Annotated in this window: 21 protein-coding genes; all 21 read right to left on the bottom strand. The window is 70.5% G+C overall.

All coding sequences use genetic code 11. From position 1 onward, the window contains the following. Positions 1 to 195 precede the first annotated feature (195 nt). The 21 genes from ACZ6R9_RS30370 to ACZ6R9_RS30470 all read right to left on the bottom strand — a co-directional run bounded on the left by ACZ6R9_RS30370 (position 196) and on the right by ACZ6R9_RS30470 (position 15,910). Positions 196 to 699 carry a GNAT family N-acetyltransferase gene (locus ACZ6R9_RS30370; protein ID WP_465541718.1) on the bottom strand — a complete coding sequence of 168 codons (504 nt, stop codon included), beginning with the start codon at positions 697 to 699 and terminating at the stop codon, positions 196 to 198. Between the two features lie 40 nt (positions 700 to 739). Continuing rightward, positions 740 to 1,660, bottom strand: a complete 921-nt coding sequence (locus ACZ6R9_RS30375) for a hypothetical protein (RefSeq protein WP_380486547.1) — start codon at positions 1,658 to 1,660, stop codon at positions 740 to 742. A 186-nt stretch (positions 1,661 to 1,846) separates the two neighbouring features. Next, positions 1,847 to 2,782: a phosphotransferase gene (locus ACZ6R9_RS30380; protein WP_465541720.1), complete on the bottom strand. Its 936-nt coding sequence runs from the start codon at positions 2,780 to 2,782 to the stop codon at positions 1,847 to 1,849. A gap of 50 nt (positions 2,783 to 2,832) precedes the next feature. Next, a complete protein-coding gene (locus ACZ6R9_RS30385; RefSeq protein WP_465541722.1) occupies positions 2,833 to 3,546 on the bottom strand; it encodes a dTMP kinase in 714 nt (237 codons plus the stop codon). After that, positions 3,540 to 4,373 carry an inositol monophosphatase family protein gene (locus ACZ6R9_RS30390; protein ID WP_465541724.1) on the bottom strand — a complete coding sequence of 278 codons (834 nt, stop codon included), beginning with the start codon at positions 4,371 to 4,373 and terminating at the stop codon, positions 3,540 to 3,542. Before ACZ6R9_RS30390 ends, ACZ6R9_RS30385 begins: the two co-directional genes overlap by 7 nt. Then, the gene (locus ACZ6R9_RS30395) at positions 4,363 to 4,914 is read right to left on the bottom strand and encodes a P-loop nucleotide/nucleoside kinase family protein (protein WP_465541726.1); all 552 of its coding nucleotides are present in this window, start codon (positions 4,912 to 4,914) and stop codon (positions 4,363 to 4,365) included. Before ACZ6R9_RS30395 ends, ACZ6R9_RS30390 begins: the two co-directional genes overlap by 11 nt. Further along, positions 4,911 to 5,702, bottom strand: coding sequence for a nucleotidyltransferase family protein (locus ACZ6R9_RS30400; protein WP_465541728.1), 792 nt, complete (start codon positions 5,700 to 5,702; stop codon positions 4,911 to 4,913). The genes ACZ6R9_RS30395 and ACZ6R9_RS30400 overlap by 4 nt, the downstream gene beginning before the upstream one ends. Further along, positions 5,699 to 6,784, bottom strand: a complete 1,086-nt coding sequence (locus ACZ6R9_RS30405; RefSeq protein ID WP_465541730.1) for a hypothetical protein — start codon at positions 6,782 to 6,784, stop codon at positions 5,699 to 5,701. The genes ACZ6R9_RS30400 and ACZ6R9_RS30405 overlap by 4 nt, the downstream gene beginning before the upstream one ends. A gap of 65 nt (positions 6,785 to 6,849) precedes the next feature. Beyond that, complete coding sequence (locus ACZ6R9_RS30410) at positions 6,850 to 7,818, bottom strand: hypothetical protein (protein ID WP_465541732.1); 969 nt, start codon at positions 7,816 to 7,818, stop codon at positions 6,850 to 6,852. A 6-nt stretch (positions 7,819 to 7,824) separates the two neighbouring features. Continuing rightward, complete coding sequence (locus tag ACZ6R9_RS30415; protein WP_465541734.1) at positions 7,825 to 8,562, bottom strand: HAD family hydrolase; 738 nt, start codon at positions 8,560 to 8,562, stop codon at positions 7,825 to 7,827. Then, entirely contained in the window at positions 8,559 to 9,284 is a 726-nt protein-coding gene (locus ACZ6R9_RS30420) for a ribulose-phosphate 3-epimerase (protein ID WP_465541736.1), read from the bottom strand. Before ACZ6R9_RS30420 ends, ACZ6R9_RS30415 begins: the two co-directional genes overlap by 4 nt. Beyond that, a complete protein-coding gene (locus tag ACZ6R9_RS30425; RefSeq protein WP_465541738.1) occupies positions 9,281 to 10,171 on the bottom strand; it encodes a sugar phosphate isomerase/epimerase family protein in 891 nt (296 codons plus the stop codon). Before ACZ6R9_RS30425 ends, ACZ6R9_RS30420 begins: the two co-directional genes overlap by 4 nt. Beyond that, complete coding sequence (locus ACZ6R9_RS30430; protein WP_465541740.1) at positions 10,168 to 10,629, bottom strand: nucleoside 2-deoxyribosyltransferase; 462 nt, start codon at positions 10,627 to 10,629, stop codon at positions 10,168 to 10,170. The genes ACZ6R9_RS30425 and ACZ6R9_RS30430 overlap by 4 nt, the downstream gene beginning before the upstream one ends. After that, entirely contained in the window at positions 10,626 to 11,360 is a 735-nt protein-coding gene (locus ACZ6R9_RS30435; protein WP_465541742.1) for a 7-cyano-7-deazaguanine synthase, read from the bottom strand. Before ACZ6R9_RS30435 ends, ACZ6R9_RS30430 begins: the two co-directional genes overlap by 4 nt. Then, entirely contained in the window at positions 11,357 to 12,103 is a 747-nt protein-coding gene (locus ACZ6R9_RS30440) for a dTMP kinase (protein ID WP_465541744.1), read from the bottom strand. Before ACZ6R9_RS30440 ends, ACZ6R9_RS30435 begins: the two co-directional genes overlap by 4 nt. After that, positions 12,093 to 12,806 carry a 7-carboxy-7-deazaguanine synthase QueE gene (locus tag ACZ6R9_RS30445; protein ID WP_465541746.1) on the bottom strand — a complete coding sequence of 238 codons (714 nt, stop codon included), beginning with the start codon at positions 12,804 to 12,806 and terminating at the stop codon, positions 12,093 to 12,095. The genes ACZ6R9_RS30440 and ACZ6R9_RS30445 overlap by 11 nt, the downstream gene beginning before the upstream one ends. Next, positions 12,803 to 13,363: a 6-pyruvoyl trahydropterin synthase family protein gene (locus ACZ6R9_RS30450; protein ID WP_465541748.1), complete on the bottom strand. Its 561-nt coding sequence runs from the start codon at positions 13,361 to 13,363 to the stop codon at positions 12,803 to 12,805. Before ACZ6R9_RS30450 ends, ACZ6R9_RS30445 begins: the two co-directional genes overlap by 4 nt. Then, complete coding sequence (locus ACZ6R9_RS30455; RefSeq protein WP_465541750.1) at positions 13,360 to 13,563, bottom strand: hypothetical protein; 204 nt, start codon at positions 13,561 to 13,563, stop codon at positions 13,360 to 13,362. Before ACZ6R9_RS30455 ends, ACZ6R9_RS30450 begins: the two co-directional genes overlap by 4 nt. Further along, a complete protein-coding gene (locus ACZ6R9_RS30460) occupies positions 13,560 to 14,039 on the bottom strand; it encodes an ATP-binding protein (protein ID WP_465541752.1) in 480 nt (159 codons plus the stop codon). Before ACZ6R9_RS30460 ends, ACZ6R9_RS30455 begins: the two co-directional genes overlap by 4 nt. Before the next feature lie 45 nt (positions 14,040 to 14,084). Further along, positions 14,085 to 14,564 carry a hypothetical protein gene (locus tag ACZ6R9_RS30465; RefSeq protein WP_465541754.1) on the bottom strand — a complete coding sequence of 160 codons (480 nt, stop codon included), beginning with the start codon at positions 14,562 to 14,564 and terminating at the stop codon, positions 14,085 to 14,087. Between the two features lie 146 nt (positions 14,565 to 14,710). Continuing rightward, the gene (locus tag ACZ6R9_RS30470; RefSeq protein ID WP_465541756.1) at positions 14,711 to 15,910 is read right to left on the bottom strand and encodes a helix-turn-helix domain-containing protein; all 1,200 of its coding nucleotides are present in this window, start codon (positions 15,908 to 15,910) and stop codon (positions 14,711 to 14,713) included. Position 15,911: the final 1 nt, after the last annotated feature.

A 15,911-nucleotide genomic window follows, 5' to 3' on the forward strand; every position in this document is an offset into this window, starting at 1 on the left:
GAGAACGCGAGAGCACAACCAGGGGCGCGGGGAACTGCGCGAAGCGGAAGGATCCGACCGCAAGATCGCGATGTGGGCAATGACTTGCACTTGATCGCGACCTTGCGGACGTGGTGTGCGCTTGTCGCGCAGTTCCCCGCGCCCCCGGTTTCGCACCCTCCTGCGTTCGCGCCCAAACGCTCGCGTCCGCGTTGCTCAGCCGAGGCGGAACGCCTCCATCTCGGTGCCGTACCAGCGGTCGGTGCGGCCGAGCGGGGTCATGCCCAGGCGGTGGCAGACCGCCATGGAGCGGGTGTTGTCCGGGCGGACGACGGCGTACAGCTCGGTGAGGCCGTCGGTGAAGGCGCGGTCGCGGATCGCGGTCGCGGCCTCCGTCGCGTAGCCGTGGCCCCAGCTGTCGGGGTGGAAGTGCCAGCCGATCTCGATCTCGCCGGCGCCGTCCGGGATCGGGATCAGCAGCAGCGTCCCGGCGATCACACCGGTCTCGCGGACTTCGACCGCCCACACGCCGTACCGGCCGTCCGGGGTACAGCGGGAGCGGAAGCGGGTGATCACCTCGTCCGCCTCGGCCGGTTCGGCGAGGGCGCGGGGCTCGCGACCGAGCCAACGGGCCACCTCCCACTGGGAGTACAGGTCGAAGGCGCGGTCGCGGTCGGCGGGTTGCCACGGGCGCAGCACGAGGCGTTCGGTGGTCAGCATTCCGTCAGGCTACTGGGCTGTGCCCGTCTCGTCCCAGGGGTCAGCGCTTGCCGCGCGGGGACTGCGGGAGTCCGTCGTCGAGGCCCAGGACGGCGCGGGTGCCGAGGGGGTGGGAGAGGCGGAACTCGACCGGGGCGAAGCCCAGCCAGGCGGCGCAGGCGGTGCCCTCGGGGAGGCGGCGTCGGGTGGTGCGGCCGATCAGGACGACGGCCTGGTCGGTCTCGTGGACCTCGCCGGGCTGGACGAGGTCGCAACTGCCGTGCGGGACAGTGGCGGTGAGGACCAGGCCGTCGGGGGAGACGGAGACCAGCGTGGTGCCGCCGCTGCCGGCGGCGGGGCCGGGGCCGGGGGTGGGCGGGTTCTGGGCCTGGGTGAGAACGGCGGGGTAGCGGAACGGCTGGTCGTAGCCGGCGATGGTGAACTCCCAGACGGGGATGGTGGCCCGGCCCCGGCTGGTGGTGACGGTGGTGGTGCCGGGCTGGACGGCGGTGATGGACAGCCGGCCGTCGCCGCACCCGCCGAGACAGGGGTCCTTGCGGCTGGTCAGCCAGGTGAGGGTGTCCTTCGCGGAGCGCTGCGGGAGGGTCATCCGGGAGCCGTCCGCGAACTGCACCTCGGCGGTGCCGGAGACGTTCACCGGCAGCGTGGTCCGCAGGTCGATCCGGGCGGCCTCGTAGGCCTCCTTGTCGGCGCTGTTGTGGAACGCCCCCTGGGGGATCCACTGGGTGGTGTCCTCGGTGGGGTAGTAGCCGTGCGTCCAGGCCTGTTGGGCGGCCGACCCGGGCCACGCGGCCGTCACCTCGGCGGCCCGCCGGGCGGCGTCGCCGGTGGCGGGGCGCACCTCGGGTCCGGCCGTGATCAGCGTCGGCCCGGGCTCCAGGTCCGGTGCCTCCGGGGTGCTCGTGCACCCGCCCAGCAGCAGGGCCGCCGCCACCACCGTTACTGCGATTCGTCCGCGCATCACTGTTTCCCCTCAACGCCCATGTGCAGGTCGGGAGTTGGACGGACGCCGGGGCGAGTCGGTTCCGTGGGGAACGCGGCGGGGCCGTCCGGACAGCGTCCGAACGGCCCCGGGGCGGTGGGGTTTTAGAAGCAATGCCGTTCAGTTAAGGCCGCACACCGCCCGAGCCTCTGCCACGCCATCCACTCAGTTCCGGCCGCGCAGGAGAAGACGCACTCGCTGTAGTTGAGTGTCGAACTCCGCGGCACGGGTGTTGCGCTGCTTCCAAAGGACGGCGAGCCACCGGAGTGCGCAAGTGCGTTGAGCTGCCCGGAAGCGGTGTTCGTCGTAGATGCCGAGCAGCGGGATGGTCTGTTCCCAGTCGGCATCACCGATCTGGCGTGCGCTGATGTGCTCGATGAGATCGGCGGCATCGAAGTCGGTGTCACTCGATCCGGTGAATTCCCAGTCCACGCAGCCGATCTGGTCCCCATTCGCGAGCCAGTTGAGCAGGTTGGCGTCTCCGCGGGAGAGCACCGGTCGGGCGTCTCGGGCGACGTGCCGGCCGTCTTCGGCGTCCCACCACGCGTTCAGCAGCTTCCGCAGGTCGCGGGTCAGCGCGTCGTCTTCGACCTGTTCCGCGAGTTGCTTGGACCAGATGTCGGCGATGCGTTCGACGTAGTGCGGCCCTGAGTCGATCCGGACGAACTGGGCGATCGGCCCGGTGAGCGGCACCGCGTGGATCTCGCGCCAGAGTTCTGCCAGTGCTGGCAGTGCGGTGGCCGGGCGGTCAAGATCGGGGATCGGCGTCCCGGGCACGCGGGCCATGCCGATCACGGGGGCGCCCGGTCCGGCGTCCCACCACAGCGGGGCCGGGACGCCAACGGTTCCATAGCGGGCGAGAAGTTCGAGGGAGTGCCATTCCCGTTCGTCGCGGCGTCGTTCGTCGGTCTTGTAGATCTTGATGCAGACCTGGCCGTCGGGGCCGTCCCACAGGTAGACGTGGTTGTTACGGCCGCCCGTCATCGCGGTCAGCCCGAGTTCGGTGATGCGCTGTTCACGCTCGGCGGTGTCGGATGCGTGGGCGTCCCGGAGTCCCGTGATCAGCGCGACTGGGGGCTCGTGGTCGGTGGCCAGCAGCACAAGAAGCTCCGTGGTGAGGGACGGGTGGGCGCGGTTGGGCACTGCCCAGCCTAGGGTCTGGAGGCGCCCGGATCTGCCAGCTGCAACAGGCTGCGTGGAACGGGCTCAGTGGTGCGGGAGCGGTCCTGGCGCAGGCAGACCGCTTGTCGCACCAGGGCGTTCACCTGATCGATGTCGCGTCCGTCCGAGTCGATGCCGATCAGGGACTGGTCGCGTTCCTGGAGCTTTTCGTACGCGTGATCGACGTGTCCGAGGAAGATCTGCTGCTCGGTGTTCAGCGGGGTGCCGTCGCGCTCGCACGACCTCCGGTGGGCGATGTGGGGGGATACCCGCAGCCAGATCGCGAGGTCCGCTGCCCGGCCGGTCAGGGCGCCACAGGCTCGCGACCAGGCGGTCGCGGCTTCGAGGTCCATCCGGTGTCTGCTGGTGGTGGAGGCCAGGCTGTAGGAGTACATGGTGTGGATACCGCGGTCCTCGATGACCACGTGCCCGGCGGCGAGCGCGGGTTCGATCAAGGTGGCCACGATGTTCGCGCGGATGGCGGCGGCGAGGAAGGTTTCGGTGATCGCCGAGCTGTGGCGCTTGAACGGATCTCCGGATGAGGAGAACAGGCTGTAGAGCGTGTCTCCGAGGGGATCGGTGGCCAATGTCATCAGGTCGGGCAGGTAAGTGACCGGGATGTCCTGGGCGCGCAGGGCGTCGGCCAGCAGGCCGGCCTGGGTGGTCTTGCCCGCGCCGGGAAGCCCTTCGAAGCTGATCAGCATGTCGCATCCTCTCCGAGCATCGGTTGCGCAGCAGGAGTACTGGCGGCCTGCTGGAACAGGTCGAGCAGCGCCGGGGCGAGGTCGGGCGCGCAGACGATGGTGGCCCGGGATCGGCTGCTGTGGGGTGTGCCGTCGAGGTCGGTCACTGCGGCCCCGGCCTCGCGTGCGATACAGGCCCCGGCCGCCATGTCCCAGGCGTTGTTGCTGAGGGTGATGCTGGCCCCGAGGGTGCCATCCGCGACCCAGGCGAGGTCTACGGCCGCGGAGCCGAGCATCCGGACGCGGTGGACGGTGGCGGCCAGGGCCCGGTGGACGCGCAGGGCAGTCTCGTTGAGAGATTCGGCGCCGGGGCCGTAGCGGTAGTCGCCGATCGCGACGATGGCCTCGTGGAGCTTGCGGCCGGTGCGCGTGGTGATCTTCTGGTCGTTGCGGAACGCGCCGTGTCGGTCGGCTGCCAGGTAGCGGCGGCCGAGCGCGGGCAGGTCAATGATTCCGATGACCGGCCGGCCGTTGCGGACCAGGGCGAGCGAGATGCCCATCAGCGGCAGGCCGTTGAGGTAGTTGGAGGTGCCGTCGATCGGGTCGAGGACCCAACTGTTGGCCGCATCGCCGCTCTGGCCCTCCTCCTCGCCGAGGAAGCCGGTGTCCGGTGCCGCTCGGAGGAGGAAGGCCCGCAGGTTCCGTTCGATGGTCAGGTCGATGTCGGTGAGCAGGTCGCGGTCGCCTTTGGCGGTGACGGTGCTGATCGTCCGGTCGCGGACGACGGTGGCGGCCATGTCCGCAGCCCGTTGGGCTACGGGGAGGAGGCGGGTGACGTCATCGGGCATGGTGTGCTGGTTGTCCTTCGGGCCGGGGCCGGGGGTCGCGTGCCAGCTGCCGCAGGCACTGCTGGAGGAGGTTCGATGGGTCGGTGTCGGTGTCGAGGGCGATCTTGGGCGGCGGGATCGGGTCGGCGGTCGCCTTCAACTGCTGATAGAGGGCGTAGTTTCTGTTGGCCGCGACGTGAGCGGTGTCGGCGGCCAACCGGGTCCGCACGGTCCGGTCCGGGCACACGCACTCGACGATGTGCAACACCTGGCGGTGCTCGGCGGCGAAGCGGGTGACCTGCCGTACCTGGTAGGCGCGCAGGAGGGTCCGGCCGTCGAGGATCACGGTGGTGTCCGGGTCTTCGCCAATGAGGTGGGCGGCCGCCTGGAACAGCATGTCCACGCACAGGTCGTCCTGCGCGCGGGTGTAGGAGACCTTTGTGGTGAACACGGCGTGCCGCACCCGGTCCTTGTCCAGGACGGCCGCGCCGAGTGCACGGGCCAGCGCGGCGGCGAGGGTGCTCTTGCCGGTGCCGGGCAGCCCGGCCATCTGGATGATCACGGCGGTGTCTCCGCAAGGTGGGGATGCAGGGCCAGGAACCTGCGCAGGTCGGCGTGCAGGACCGGCTTGTCCGGCCGTCCGGCGGCCGTGCCGCGGGCGATCAGGGCAGCCATGTAGTGGTACTGGTCCTCCCCAGCCAGGACCGGAAGGCCTCCTGGCTCGGGCCGGGCCCGGGTCAGGGCTTCGCTGGGTCTCGGGCGTCCGTCGGGCCAGGTGGTGGAGATGTCCACGACGAAGTGCGGTGTGAGGAGGTTGCCGGTCGGCCGCCGGGCGGTCAACGCGGCGCCGTCCGTGCCGTCGGCCGGGTACCCGAGCGTGGCGAGCACTTCGGTGAGGTGGCCGAGGTGGGCGGGGTGGATGAGGAGGTCCAGGTCGCTGAACTCCCGGGCACCGCGGCCGCCGTACAGGGGCTGTTCGACGGCGAGGCCCTTCGTCACCGCGACGGGGATGGCGTGCTCCGCGGCCGTCGCGGTGATCCTGCGGGCCTCGCGGCGGTAGAGCGCGGTGGTGTGCTGGTTGGCCCGTAGGAACCTGTTCAGGGCCCGTCCGATGGGCGCCGGTGGGAGCTGCTGGAGTCCGTGCTGCGTGAGGGTATCGGCGAGCAGGCACAATAGCCGGTTGCTGATCGCGGCTTCGAGGAGCTGTCCCCAGGAGAATTCGGGCGCGCGGACCGCGGTCGCGAGGAGTTCGCCGGTGCCGGGGGCGGGAGCGCTCACGCAGGCGTCCAGCACGGCGCGCTCGGCGGCCCCCGGGTCACCACGGTAGGTGGGCGCCGGAATCGGGATCATCGGGGGACCAGCTCCTGGATGGCGTCGGCGAGGGCCGCGGTGTCGACTCCGGCGCGGACCCGGTAGCAGGGCACGGACGCGGCGAGGTGGGAGGCGATGCCCTCCAGTGCGGCTTGGCATTCGGTGGCGCCCGGCGTGGGCAGCAGCCAGTGGTTGACGTGGGAGCTGATCCCCGCGCCCGGGTCGGTCATGAACAGTCGGGTGCGGATCAGAGTGTCCCGGACCTCGGCGGCCTGGACCGGTTTGACGCTGATCCGGCTGTGGCCGGCCTGGATGTCGGGCCAGATCATCAACGCGGGCACGCAGGAGCCGCTCACATTGCCGCCGCTGATCAGCCGCCGGAAATCCGGGGGCTCGATGCTGACCTTCTCCCGAAGGCCCCACAGCTCCTCGCCCGGCAGGATGCGCAGGCGTTCGGGAACCAGGTCGGCGAGGTCCGGGTAGGCCAGCAGCGTGCCGATCCCGGCCCGCATGTGGGCCGGCCAGGCCCACCCGGCGACTCGGTTCCCGTCCCGGCCGAGCAGGAGACGGTCGTTGGTCACGAAGTCCCCTGGGAGGCGCCGCAGAAGGGCCAGCAGGGTCGTCGTCTTGCCGCGGTGCCGGTGGCCGCTGATCAGCACGCCCTGGCCGTTGATGCGGGCGGCGGCTGTGTGGGCGTACACGGCGCCGTCCGCGAGAAGCTGCGCGGTCATGGCCTGCCGGACGAGCCGGGCCGTGAAGTACACGGCTCCGCTGTCGTGGCCGAAGCTGGCGGTGATCAGGCGGGCGGCCCGATCGACGCTGATCAGCGCCTTGTGGTCCTCGACCCAGTACTCGGCGCCGTCCGGGAGCGGGTGGGCGAAGGCGTGCAGCCGTGGTCCGATCTCGACCACGCCGGCGTCCGCGAACCGGTCGCCCGGCTCCGGCCCGCCGAGGCCGACGCCGAGCCGCCACGAGGCGGTCGGTGAGCTGTCGCGTCCGTAGGCGTACAGGGTGGCTGCGGCATGGGCGAAGGCGGCCGGGATGCTGCTGGTGAGGCGGACGGCGGCGTGGTGCTGGGTGAAGCGGGTGCTGAAGGTTGCCAGGTCTAGCTGTGCGCTCATCACATCCCCATGACGGCTGGTAGTTGGGTGGCTGCGTGACGTGGGCGAACCGAGTGGCTGGTGGCTCAGGCGTACGGCCAGCCGCTGGCGCGGGCGTGCTGTTCGGCTTCGACGATCAGCCCGAGCGCGGGCCCGGCGAGGTAGTGCTCGGCCAGCACCGATCCCTTCGGGAGGACGTGTGTGAGCCACGGGACGCGGTTGAAGTCCGGTCCCGGAATGCCGTGGGCGGGCGCACTCGTGAGGGTGAAGCCGTCGGCAGTGCGGTGGACGGTGGTCTCGGGGCCGGGCGCGCGGTGGTACTTCCGCGCGGGGTCCAGCGCGCCCTGGCGGCTGGTGTGCCCGGATTCCTCGCCGGGCTGGTCGGTGTAGATGTTGAAGACCACCGCGGGCCCGTCGAGGCAGTACGTGGCGTGCCAGGCCCTCGGCGGGACCACGGTGATGTCTCCCGGTCCGCACTGCTGGGTCGTCAGGTAGGGCGTGCCGTCCGGGAACAGGTCGGCGATCAGCATCACCACACGGCCGGTCAGGGTCTGGAAGATTTCCAGCTGCCGTGCGGTGTTGTAGTGGCCGGTGGACCGGAACGGCTGTCCGTCGGGCAGCGTGCCGTGTCGGTAGGCGACCAGATCGGCGTACCAGAACTCATGGGCCCTCTCTGGGGCCGACAGCACGGTCAGGGCGCCGCGTCCGGTGGTGCTCTTGTGCCGGGGCGGCAGGATGTCGCGCCAGGCGTCGTAGAGCACCGGGTCCTCGCCGCGGGCTGCGGCCTGCTGGAGTCGGTGCCGGCCGGGGAACGGCAGGCCCGGCGGCGGCAGGATCTGGGACAGCGAGCGGGTGGCGGAGCGGCAGCGTCGCCCGGCGACCGCCAGGGTGTGGCGGTCTCGGTGGTAACGGGCGCCAGGGATACCGAGCGGGAGGAGCAGTCCGTCAGCGTTCCCGACCAGCTCGGCGCTGACGGTTCCGGCCCGCTCGAGATGGGTAAGCACCAGGCCGCCGAGTTCGCTTGTCTCGGCCGGCCTGGTGGTGGCGGCGGTCATGGGTGGTCAGACCTCGCAGAGGCAGGTGGAGGCGATGGTGGCGAGCGCGGCAGCGGTGTGCGACAGGTCGCCGATCGACAGGGCGCCGGGACGCGCGGGCTTACCGGTGGGGTTGAACCAGACGGCATGCCAGCCCGCGTCGATCGCTCCCTTGGCGTCGCTGTGCCACTCGTTGCCGATATGGACGATCTGCTGAGGACGGCATCCGGTATGGCGTTCGACAGTGGCGAAGACGGCGGGGTGGGGCTTGGCCACGCCGATGTCGCTGGAGAAGAACATCGCGTCGAAGGCGTCGTGCACGTCGAGGTAGTCGAGGAGGGCGCGGGTCACCGAGGCCGGGGTTGCCAGGGTGTTCGAGGTCAGCACGACGTGGTAGCCCGCAGCGCGGGCGGCGTCCAACGCGTCCCGGGCGTGCGCAAGCAGCTCGGGGTCCGCCCGCAGGACGGCGTGGGTGTGCGCCACGGTGAGCACGTCGGTCAGCACCTCGCTGGTCACGCCGATGCGGGCCAGCATCTGCGTGACCTGCTCGCGGGCCGCAGCCTGCCGGCCGGTCGCTCGTTGCCGGTCCAGGGAATCGCGGCGGACCCCGAGCACTGCGTCCTCGACCACCTGATCCGGCACCTGGCGTCCGAACTTGGCGATGACGGCCTTGAACTCCCGCAGCCGCCAGGCGGATTCAGCGTGGCGGTCGCCGTAGGAGATCAGCGTCCCCCACAGGTCGAAGCTGACGACCTTGAGCGTCACGAGTCGCCTCCGGTCCTGACGCCACGGCGGGTGTGGCCGTGTATCCAGTGCACCGTGACGGCAGGCTCTGCGGCGCCGAACAGGATCGAACCGGGAACCACACCGTCGGCTCCGGCCTCGAGGAGCGGTGCGACCGTGTGTCGGCGAATCCCGCCGTCGGCGAGGACCACGAACTCGCGGCCGGGTGCTTCCTTGTCGATCAACCTGCGCAACTGTGTGATGCGGTCGGCTGCCTCAGTTGATGCCTCGGTACCCTTGGTGCCGATCGGCGTGCCGATCATCACGATCACGTCGATGGCGTCCAGGTGGGGCAGGACGGCATGCACCGGGCTGTCCAGGGTGAGGGCGAGGCCGGCCGCCTTACCAAGGCCGCGGATGGCGCGCAGGGCAGTGGTGGCGCGGTCTCCGCTCTCGGCGTGGACCGTGATCAGGTCCGCTCCTGCCTCGGCGAACGCCGCCGCGATCCAGGCGGGGTCACGGACCATCAGGTGGGCGTGGAGCGGCACGCTGGTGCGCGGGCGCAGGGCGGCAACGAGGCTGGGGAAGAACAGCAGGTCCGGAACGAAGTGTCCGTCGGCGACATCGAGGTGGAACAAGTCGGCGTACGGCTCCACGCGCTTGACCTCGCTGGTGAGCGCCCCGAGGTCAGCCGACCACAGGGACACGTCGAGCAGCGGACGGTTCTTCGGCAGAACGGACGTCAGCTCGGTGCGGGCGGTCATGCGAGTGCCTTGCGGCAGTGCTCGACCGTCCCAGTGATCAGTCGGCGCACCTGCTGGTCGTCGTCCTCGAAGCGGGGGTAGACCTCGAGCATCAGCGGCACGTCGTCCAGGCCGGCCGCGCGCAGGTCCACGGCGAGGTCGTCGACGTCGATACGGCCCTGCTCGTGCGGCCAGCCCCAGTGCGGGTCGCCCTGGCCGTCGGAGTTGTCCAGGTGCACCAGGCGGATCGCGCTGCCGAGGGCACCGATCCACTCCCCTACCGTGGCGTCCGGGCCGTACAGGGGCTCGTAGATGGTGTGCCCGGTGTCCAGGACGATCCCAACCGGGACTTCGGCGCGGGAGGAAAGGTCGTCCAGCAGGCGGCGGGTCTGCTCGATGCTGGAGGGGATCTCCCGGGCAATGGGGGTCGGCTCGATCAGGAACTCGGCCAGGCCGGCCGCGCGGACGTGCCCGGTCGCCTTCTCCATGCCTGCGAGAAGGTCGTCCCAACGCCGCCGGCGGCCGTCTTCGGTGGAGGCGTCGGCCACGCTCATAGTGCCCAGCGGGCCGCCGACCGACCGCGCGCCGAGCGCGGCGGCGACATCGCTGGCGCGCTTCCACCACTCGGCGGCGATCGTGCGCCCCTCGGGATCAGGGTCGAGCAGGCTGGCCGGGACGTAGTGGGCCAAGCCCGAGTAGGCGCTGTGGATGGTGATGCCGTAGGCGTCCGTGGTGCGGACGGTCCGCCTGATCAGCGCGTCGCGCTGGGCGGCGGGCCACCAGGGGTCGAGGAGGTCGAAGGTGAACTGGACGGTGTCCAGGCCGAGGTCTTCACGCACCAGGCGGGCCCACTGCTCGGGCTCCAAGTAGCGCTTGACCGCGATGCACAGGTTGATGCCGAGCTTCATGCCGGAATCCCTTCGCCGTTGAGGGCCTTGAGGTGGGTGCCGATGATGCTGGTGAGGTCGTCGATGGAGTGGGCGATGCCGCCGCTCAGCGCGTAGTCGATCATCAGGTTGTTGGAGTCGGTGCCGCCGAAGCGCCGGATATCGGTCTGGAGTCCGAAGCAGGTCTTGCCGAGGGCGTGAGCCATGCCCAGCTCGACGCAGGCGCCCTCGTCGGGCACGCGGCCGTCGAGGACGAAGACGAACAGCTCGCAGTCCTTGACCGCGGTGCAGTCTGAAGTGAACAGGCGGTGCCGCACCTGGTGCTCGTCCAGGCCCTGGCGCACCAGCGGGGCGGCCTCTCCGCCGTCGCGCTGAGGAAGGTAGGTGGACAGGCCGAGTCGACTCAGCGCGGCGTCCACGGCCAGGTTGAACGCCTTTTCGGCGTCATTGAACAGCGGTGCGGCGATGTACACCCTCACGAAGTCCTCCTCGCGGTCGGGTGGAGCGGCAGGTCGGGGAAGTCCAGGCCGACGGTGGCGAGCGCGGCGAAGAACTCCTCGGCGCGGTGGGGAGGGTAGGTGCCGTCCTGCATCGCGGTGAGGTAGTAGGAGTACACGCTCTCCCACTGCCACGGCGGGTTCTCGAACGGCGCGTCGATTCCGTTGTTCGCCAGCGAGATCCACCGCCGCAGGCAACTGGAGCACTGCCCGCAGTGCAGGGGCTTGTCGTCGGAGCGCGAGCAGGAGAAGGTCAGCAGCAGGTCCGACACGGGCAGGCCCTGGGCGAGGTACCAGCGCACGATCTCGCTTTTCGTCATGTCCCAGAAGGGGCTGGCGAGTTGCACGCTGCGGCCGGTGTAGCGGGAGATGACGGCGGAGATGTCGGCGAACGCGGCGGGGCTCTTGTCGGCCGTGGCGTCGCCCTTCACGCCGACGCACCAGATCCTGTCGGCACGGTTGGCCGCGAGCATGGCCAGGTGGACATTGCGCATCGGGATGATCGCGTCGGGGGCTTCCCACGCGGACAGATCCAGCTCAGTGCTGATCTCCACCTGCATGCCGGCCGTGTCCCGCAGGGCGCTCACGGCGGCCAGCTCCTGGACTTGGTAGCGGTGCCGCAGGTCGAAGTAGATGGCCGGAGGGCGGCCGAGGTAGTGCCAGGCGGGGAAGGAGTCCATCCCTCCGCCGAACAGCAGGATTTCGCGGGTCACAGGCTCCTCCGGGGCGGCGCGGCCAGGGTGGTGAGGATCTTCTGCTCGATGAGGTGGGCCACGCCGTTGACGTCGAGGCCGCGGGGGACGATGCGGGTGACCGTCTCGGGGAAGGCGCGGGCGACGTGGCGGTGCGCGTGGTCGTAGCGTGGCAGGAACAGCAGGCGCTCCACCGAGTCGGCGTCCCCGCTGCCGTAGCCGCGGCTGATCGCCCGCTCGCGGGCGGTCGGCCATGGCACGTCCAGGTAGAACGCCTGGTCGGGTGTGAGGAACCACGGCTCGACCGTCGCGTGAAGCTCGGCGAGGAGGGTGCCGAGTGGCCGGCCGGGGTGCTGCTCGGCGAGGATCGCCAGGCAGTACGCGAGTTTGGAGTAGACACCGTGGTCGATGATCACCACGTCGTGCCGTTCCAGGGCCTGCCGGTAGGTGTGGGTGTGGTGGTGTGCCTCGCGGCAGAGCCGGAGGAACACGTCCACGGTGGCGTGGTGAGGCTGCTCGAAGCCCCCGAGTCCCGAGCGGCGCCGTAGCGGCTCCTTGGTGAGGTGGCGCGACAGCTCCTCAAGGACTGCGGGCAGCGGCCCGTAGTGCACGACGGTGGTGGACAGGCCCTGGGCTTCGGTCAGTTCGGCGACGCGGCGCGCGGTGGTGCTCTTCCCCGCACCCCAGAGGCCCTCGACCGTGAACAGCGCACCTTGGTGCGGGCGCAGTCGGTGTGCGGCCGATGTGAGCGGTTCACCGTCCACGGGTGTCTCCCCACAGGATGATGTGCTGGCGGGACGTCAGGTGCCAGCCGTACTGGAGCGCGGGTTCGGCAAGGGCGCGCATCCCGGCGATCACGCTGTCCTGCGTGGTGGCCTGTGGCATGACCCACACCGGGTCAAGGCCGTGCGCTTCCTGCAAGGCGGCGAGTTCGGGCACATCCGCAGGGCCGTTGAGTACGAACTTGAAGACCGCCCGGCCGTTGGCCTGGAAGGCCCGCAGAACCTCGGGCCTGATCCTCCGCTCGGTGCTCATGCCCATGTGGGCGAGCTTTGGGGACACCACGTAGAGGCTGACGTGCCGGTCGAGTTCGGGCAGCGGTGCGATGGTGCCGTTCGTCTCGATCTCCACCCGGCAACCGGCGGCGACGAGCGCGGCAGCCATCGGTGCCAGATTCGCCTGCTGCATCAGCGGCTCACCGCCAGTGATGACAGCCAGCTGCGTGGAGTACTCCAGCACGATGCGGACGACCTCCGCCACAGGCACCAGTCGGGTCTGCTCGGCGCGGGAGTAGGTCTTCCAGTCCCACGAGTACTTCGTGTCGCAGGAGTTGCAGGCCAGATTGCAGTCACCGAGGCGGACGAACGCGGCGCGCTGGCCGACCGACGGGCCCTCGCCCTGGAACGTCGGGCCGAACACCTCGCACAGCACAAGGTCCTCGCGGCTGGTCAGGGTCATTGCTGTCATGCCGCGGCCTCACGGTCCGGGGTGTACTCGGCCCAGGTCGAGGGCGTCTCCGAGACCCGGACCGACACCAGGCGGCCGGGGATGCGGGGTTCGAAGTCGGTGATGAACCAGTCCGCCAGGTGTCGGGCGATCATCTCGCTGGTCGGCTGGAACCCGAAGACCTCGTTCAGGTCCCTGTGGTCCATCTGCTGCTTGACACGCTCGCCGAACGGCTTGAGGTCGCCGAAGTCGGTGACGAAGCCCGGCTCGGTGAGGTCGTCGGCGATCACGGTGACCGAGATCATGTAGTTGTGGCCGTGCGGCCGGGCGCACTTGTGGCCGTCGGCGAGACCTTCGAGGTGGTGGCCCGCGCTGAATGGGCCGAATGTCTTGCTGATGCGGTAGCCCATGCTGTCCTCCGTGCTCGCGGTTGGTGGTTCGAGGGGTCTGAGCTGGTGCTGCTTGTGGTGCCGGCCGTCGTGCGGACGCCATCCACGGACGGCCGGCACCGGGGGATCCGCCGGGTCGCTGGTGCCGGGGGAGGCGTCGGCGCGGCCGGGCAGAGTCTTCGGGGTCACGCGGACGGATCGTGATCGGGGAGACTGCGCGGGATCGGCGCGGCCTGAGCTTGGAGTTCCTGCTGGGCGTGGACGGCGACGCCCATCACGACCGGGGCGGCGACGTGTCCGGCCGCCCATAGCACGGTGAAGGTAGTGCCGATGGGGTCGCGGTGCCATCCCTGACGCTTCCCTGCGGCCGGTGGCTGCTGGTGGCTCATCGTGCTCCGATCTCGGATCGCACGATCTTTCCGAACGGGGCTTCGTCAACGCTCCACTTGCGGCTGAGCTTGTTCACCAGCGCGAGGCCGCGGCCTCCCTCGGCGTCGGTTCCGGCGTCGATCAGGATGGGCCAGGCGCGGGAGGAGTCGCGGACGCTGATCCGCACCCGGGTGTCGGTCACCATCCGCACCGCGACCGTCATGTGCCGCGTGCACCCGGTCTTGATCGCGTTGCCGACCAGCTCGCTGACGATCAGCTCCGCGTCGTCCACCAGGTCGTCCATGCCCCACTCTCGGAGCTTGTTGCGGACCAGGCGGCGCGCGGCGGCAGCGGACTGCGGCTCGTACGGAAAGTGGGCGGTCGCCGGGTGGACGGTGCGCGCGGGCTGCTGGACTGCCGCCGTCACGACGGCCCCCGGTGCGGTTCCTTCCGGCGTCGGGGGGCGGGTGTACTGCGCGGGGACGGTGGCGGGCATGGGGGTACTCCCGGCTGGCGTGGTGTGGGTGCTTCGGCGTGTGGGTCAGGCGGTGTGGGGAGCGCCGTCGAGGGTGGGCGGGAAGGTGGCGAATCCGGCGGCGGCGTCGGCGAGGTTGCGGCGGCGAGTGAGGTCACCGGCGGTGCGGCGCAGGTGGCCGTTGCCGTGGCCCGGAGTGGTGGTGTGGATGGCGGCGAGGAAGCCGCCCATCTTGGTGACGTGACGGCGTACGGCCTCGAACGCGGCGGGCTCGGGGGCGACCATCGGCGGGGTGGGGGTGACGATGCCGCGAGCGGCACCGGACTGGAGCAGGTGGAGTACATGCGTCCAGCCGTGCCGCTGGTCGAGCGGCTGGTGCTGGTCCAGGTCCCGCACGGTCTCGATCACGGTCCAGTCGCGGGCGTGCGCGTAGTCGCGAAGGCGGTCGGTGACGAGGTCCGTGGCGAGGTCCGTGGCGAGATCGGCAGCGGTGCAGACGTACAGGGTGACCGGGACGCGGCTGCCGGTCGGAGGCTCAGTCAGCATGCATCCAGGGTCATCAAACGATCACGGTTGGTAAATCCACGGGGTGTAGCACTTCCGGAAGTCCTACCGGCCAGCAGCACCACGCCCCGTGGTAGCCCGCGCCGCCAACGGCGGTGGGTACCACGGGGAGTGGTAGTGGCCAGGGTTCAGCCCGCGAGAAGGTCAGCGCCGAGCACGCCGCCGAGCTTCTTCAGCGCGCCCTTGTTCGCCTTGCCGATCCGCCGTCCGAGGACCACCGTCAGCGCTTGGTGCCGCGCCCACTCCGGGCGCTCGGTGCACACCCTCATTAGCGTCTCGAACGCGGTGTCCCACATCCGCGCGTCGCACTGGGCCATCGTCAGGTCGAGGGCGAGGCGGTTTTGTGTGGCCTGCTGGAGCGCCGACCAGTCGGGCACGCTGTTGCCCAGCGCGAGGGCTTTGCCGGCCTGCCCGAGTGCGACGTTGATCCCGACAGCCTGAGCCGCCGCGTACACCGGACCGAAGCTGACACCGTTGGTGGTGATGTCGCGCCCCATCCGCGCGCCAACGGCGTGGGCGTGGCTGAGCAGGTCCCCGGCCCGGTCGGCGTCCCCGCGGCGGGAGGCGACCACGGAGGCGAAGACGACGTGGCAGCCGTACAGGGCCAGCCGCTGCGGATCGCTGTCGGAGTAGCGGGGTTCGATGGCGTTCGCGGCCTGCTCGGCGACCTGCTGGGCGAGGTCGAGCCGGGCGTCGCGCAGGTACACCCATGAGCGACCAGAGGCGACCAGCGCCACCCGTAGAGGGTCGGCGGCGGCTTCGGCGTGGGCCTGGGCATGGCCGACTGCCGCGTAGGCCAGGTCCCGCGCGCCCATGAGGTTCGCGCAGTACGCGGCGAGCCGGTAACTGTCCGACAGCACCCCGTGCGCCGTGCATACGCCGTCAAAGGGAGCGGCGGCCACCATCGCGGCGGCTTGCCGGATCAGGGGTGCTACCTCCATGGCCGCGCCGGTGTAGTCGCCGAGCTGGTACAGCTTCCACGCTCGTTCCAGGGCGGCGGCGTGACGGGTCGGCTCGGGCGGTTCCTCGCTGACGCCGAGTCCGGCGGCGGTGTCGTGGACGGCCAGTTGCAGGCCCCGCAGCGCGGCGCGGTCGGCGGCGGCCATCGCCCGCCGGGGTGCCTGCTGGCCGACCAGCACCGAAACGTCCGTGTGCAGCGCCTCGGAGATCCGCATCAGCGTGGGCAGGCTGACGTTTCCGCCCTGCTCGATCTTGCGGACCACCCCGACCGACACCCCCGCGGCTTCGGCCAGCCCTTCTTGGGTCAGGTCCGTACCGCGCAGGAGTTTGACGCGCTGTCCAGTGGTGTAGTCATCCCAACTCCCCATA

The organism is Kitasatospora sp. NPDC048662, from assembly GCF_055587065.1.

Excerpts from the sequence above, each read along its gene's own strand:
- ACZ6R9_RS30465 (WP_465541754.1), bottom strand. The coding sequence starts at position 14,564 with ATGCTGACTGAGCCTCCGACCGGCAGCCGCGTCCCGGTCACCCTGTAC.
- ACZ6R9_RS30470 (WP_465541756.1), bottom strand. The coding sequence starts at position 15,910 with ATGGGGAGTTGGGATGACTACACCACTGGACAGCGCGTCAAACTCCTG.
- ACZ6R9_RS30445 (WP_465541746.1), bottom strand. The coding sequence starts at position 12,806 with ATGACAGCAATGACCCTGACCAGCCGCGAGGACCTTGTGCTGTGCGAG.
- ACZ6R9_RS30420 (WP_465541736.1), bottom strand. The coding sequence starts at position 9,284 with ATGACCGCCCGCACCGAGCTGACGTCCGTTCTGCCGAAGAACCGTCCG.
- ACZ6R9_RS30370 (WP_465541718.1), bottom strand. The coding sequence starts at position 699 with ATGCTGACCACCGAACGCCTCGTGCTGCGCCCGTGGCAACCCGCCGAC.
- ACZ6R9_RS30410 (WP_465541732.1), bottom strand. The coding sequence starts at position 7,818 with ATGACCGCCGCCACCACCAGGCCGGCCGAGACAAGCGAACTCGGCGGC.
- ACZ6R9_RS30390 (WP_465541724.1), bottom strand. The coding sequence starts at position 4,373 with ATGCCCGATGACGTCACCCGCCTCCTCCCCGTAGCCCAACGGGCTGCG.
- ACZ6R9_RS30375 (WP_380486547.1), bottom strand. The coding sequence starts at position 1,660 with ATGCGCGGACGAATCGCAGTAACGGTGGTGGCGGCGGCCCTGCTGCTG.
- ACZ6R9_RS30400 (WP_465541728.1), bottom strand. The coding sequence starts at position 5,702 with ATGATCCCGATTCCGGCGCCCACCTACCGTGGTGACCCGGGGGCCGCC.
- ACZ6R9_RS30455 (WP_465541750.1), bottom strand. The coding sequence starts at position 13,563 with ATGAGCCACCAGCAGCCACCGGCCGCAGGGAAGCGTCAGGGATGGCAC.
- ACZ6R9_RS30460 (WP_465541752.1), bottom strand. The coding sequence starts at position 14,039 with ATGCCCGCCACCGTCCCCGCGCAGTACACCCGCCCCCCGACGCCGGAA.
- ACZ6R9_RS30425 (WP_465541738.1), bottom strand. The coding sequence starts at position 10,171 with ATGAAGCTCGGCATCAACCTGTGCATCGCGGTCAAGCGCTACTTGGAG.
- ACZ6R9_RS30385 (WP_465541722.1), bottom strand. The coding sequence starts at position 3,546 with ATGCTGATCAGCTTCGAAGGGCTTCCCGGCGCGGGCAAGACCACCCAG.
- ACZ6R9_RS30405 (WP_465541730.1), bottom strand. The coding sequence starts at position 6,784 with ATGAGCGCACAGCTAGACCTGGCAACCTTCAGCACCCGCTTCACCCAG.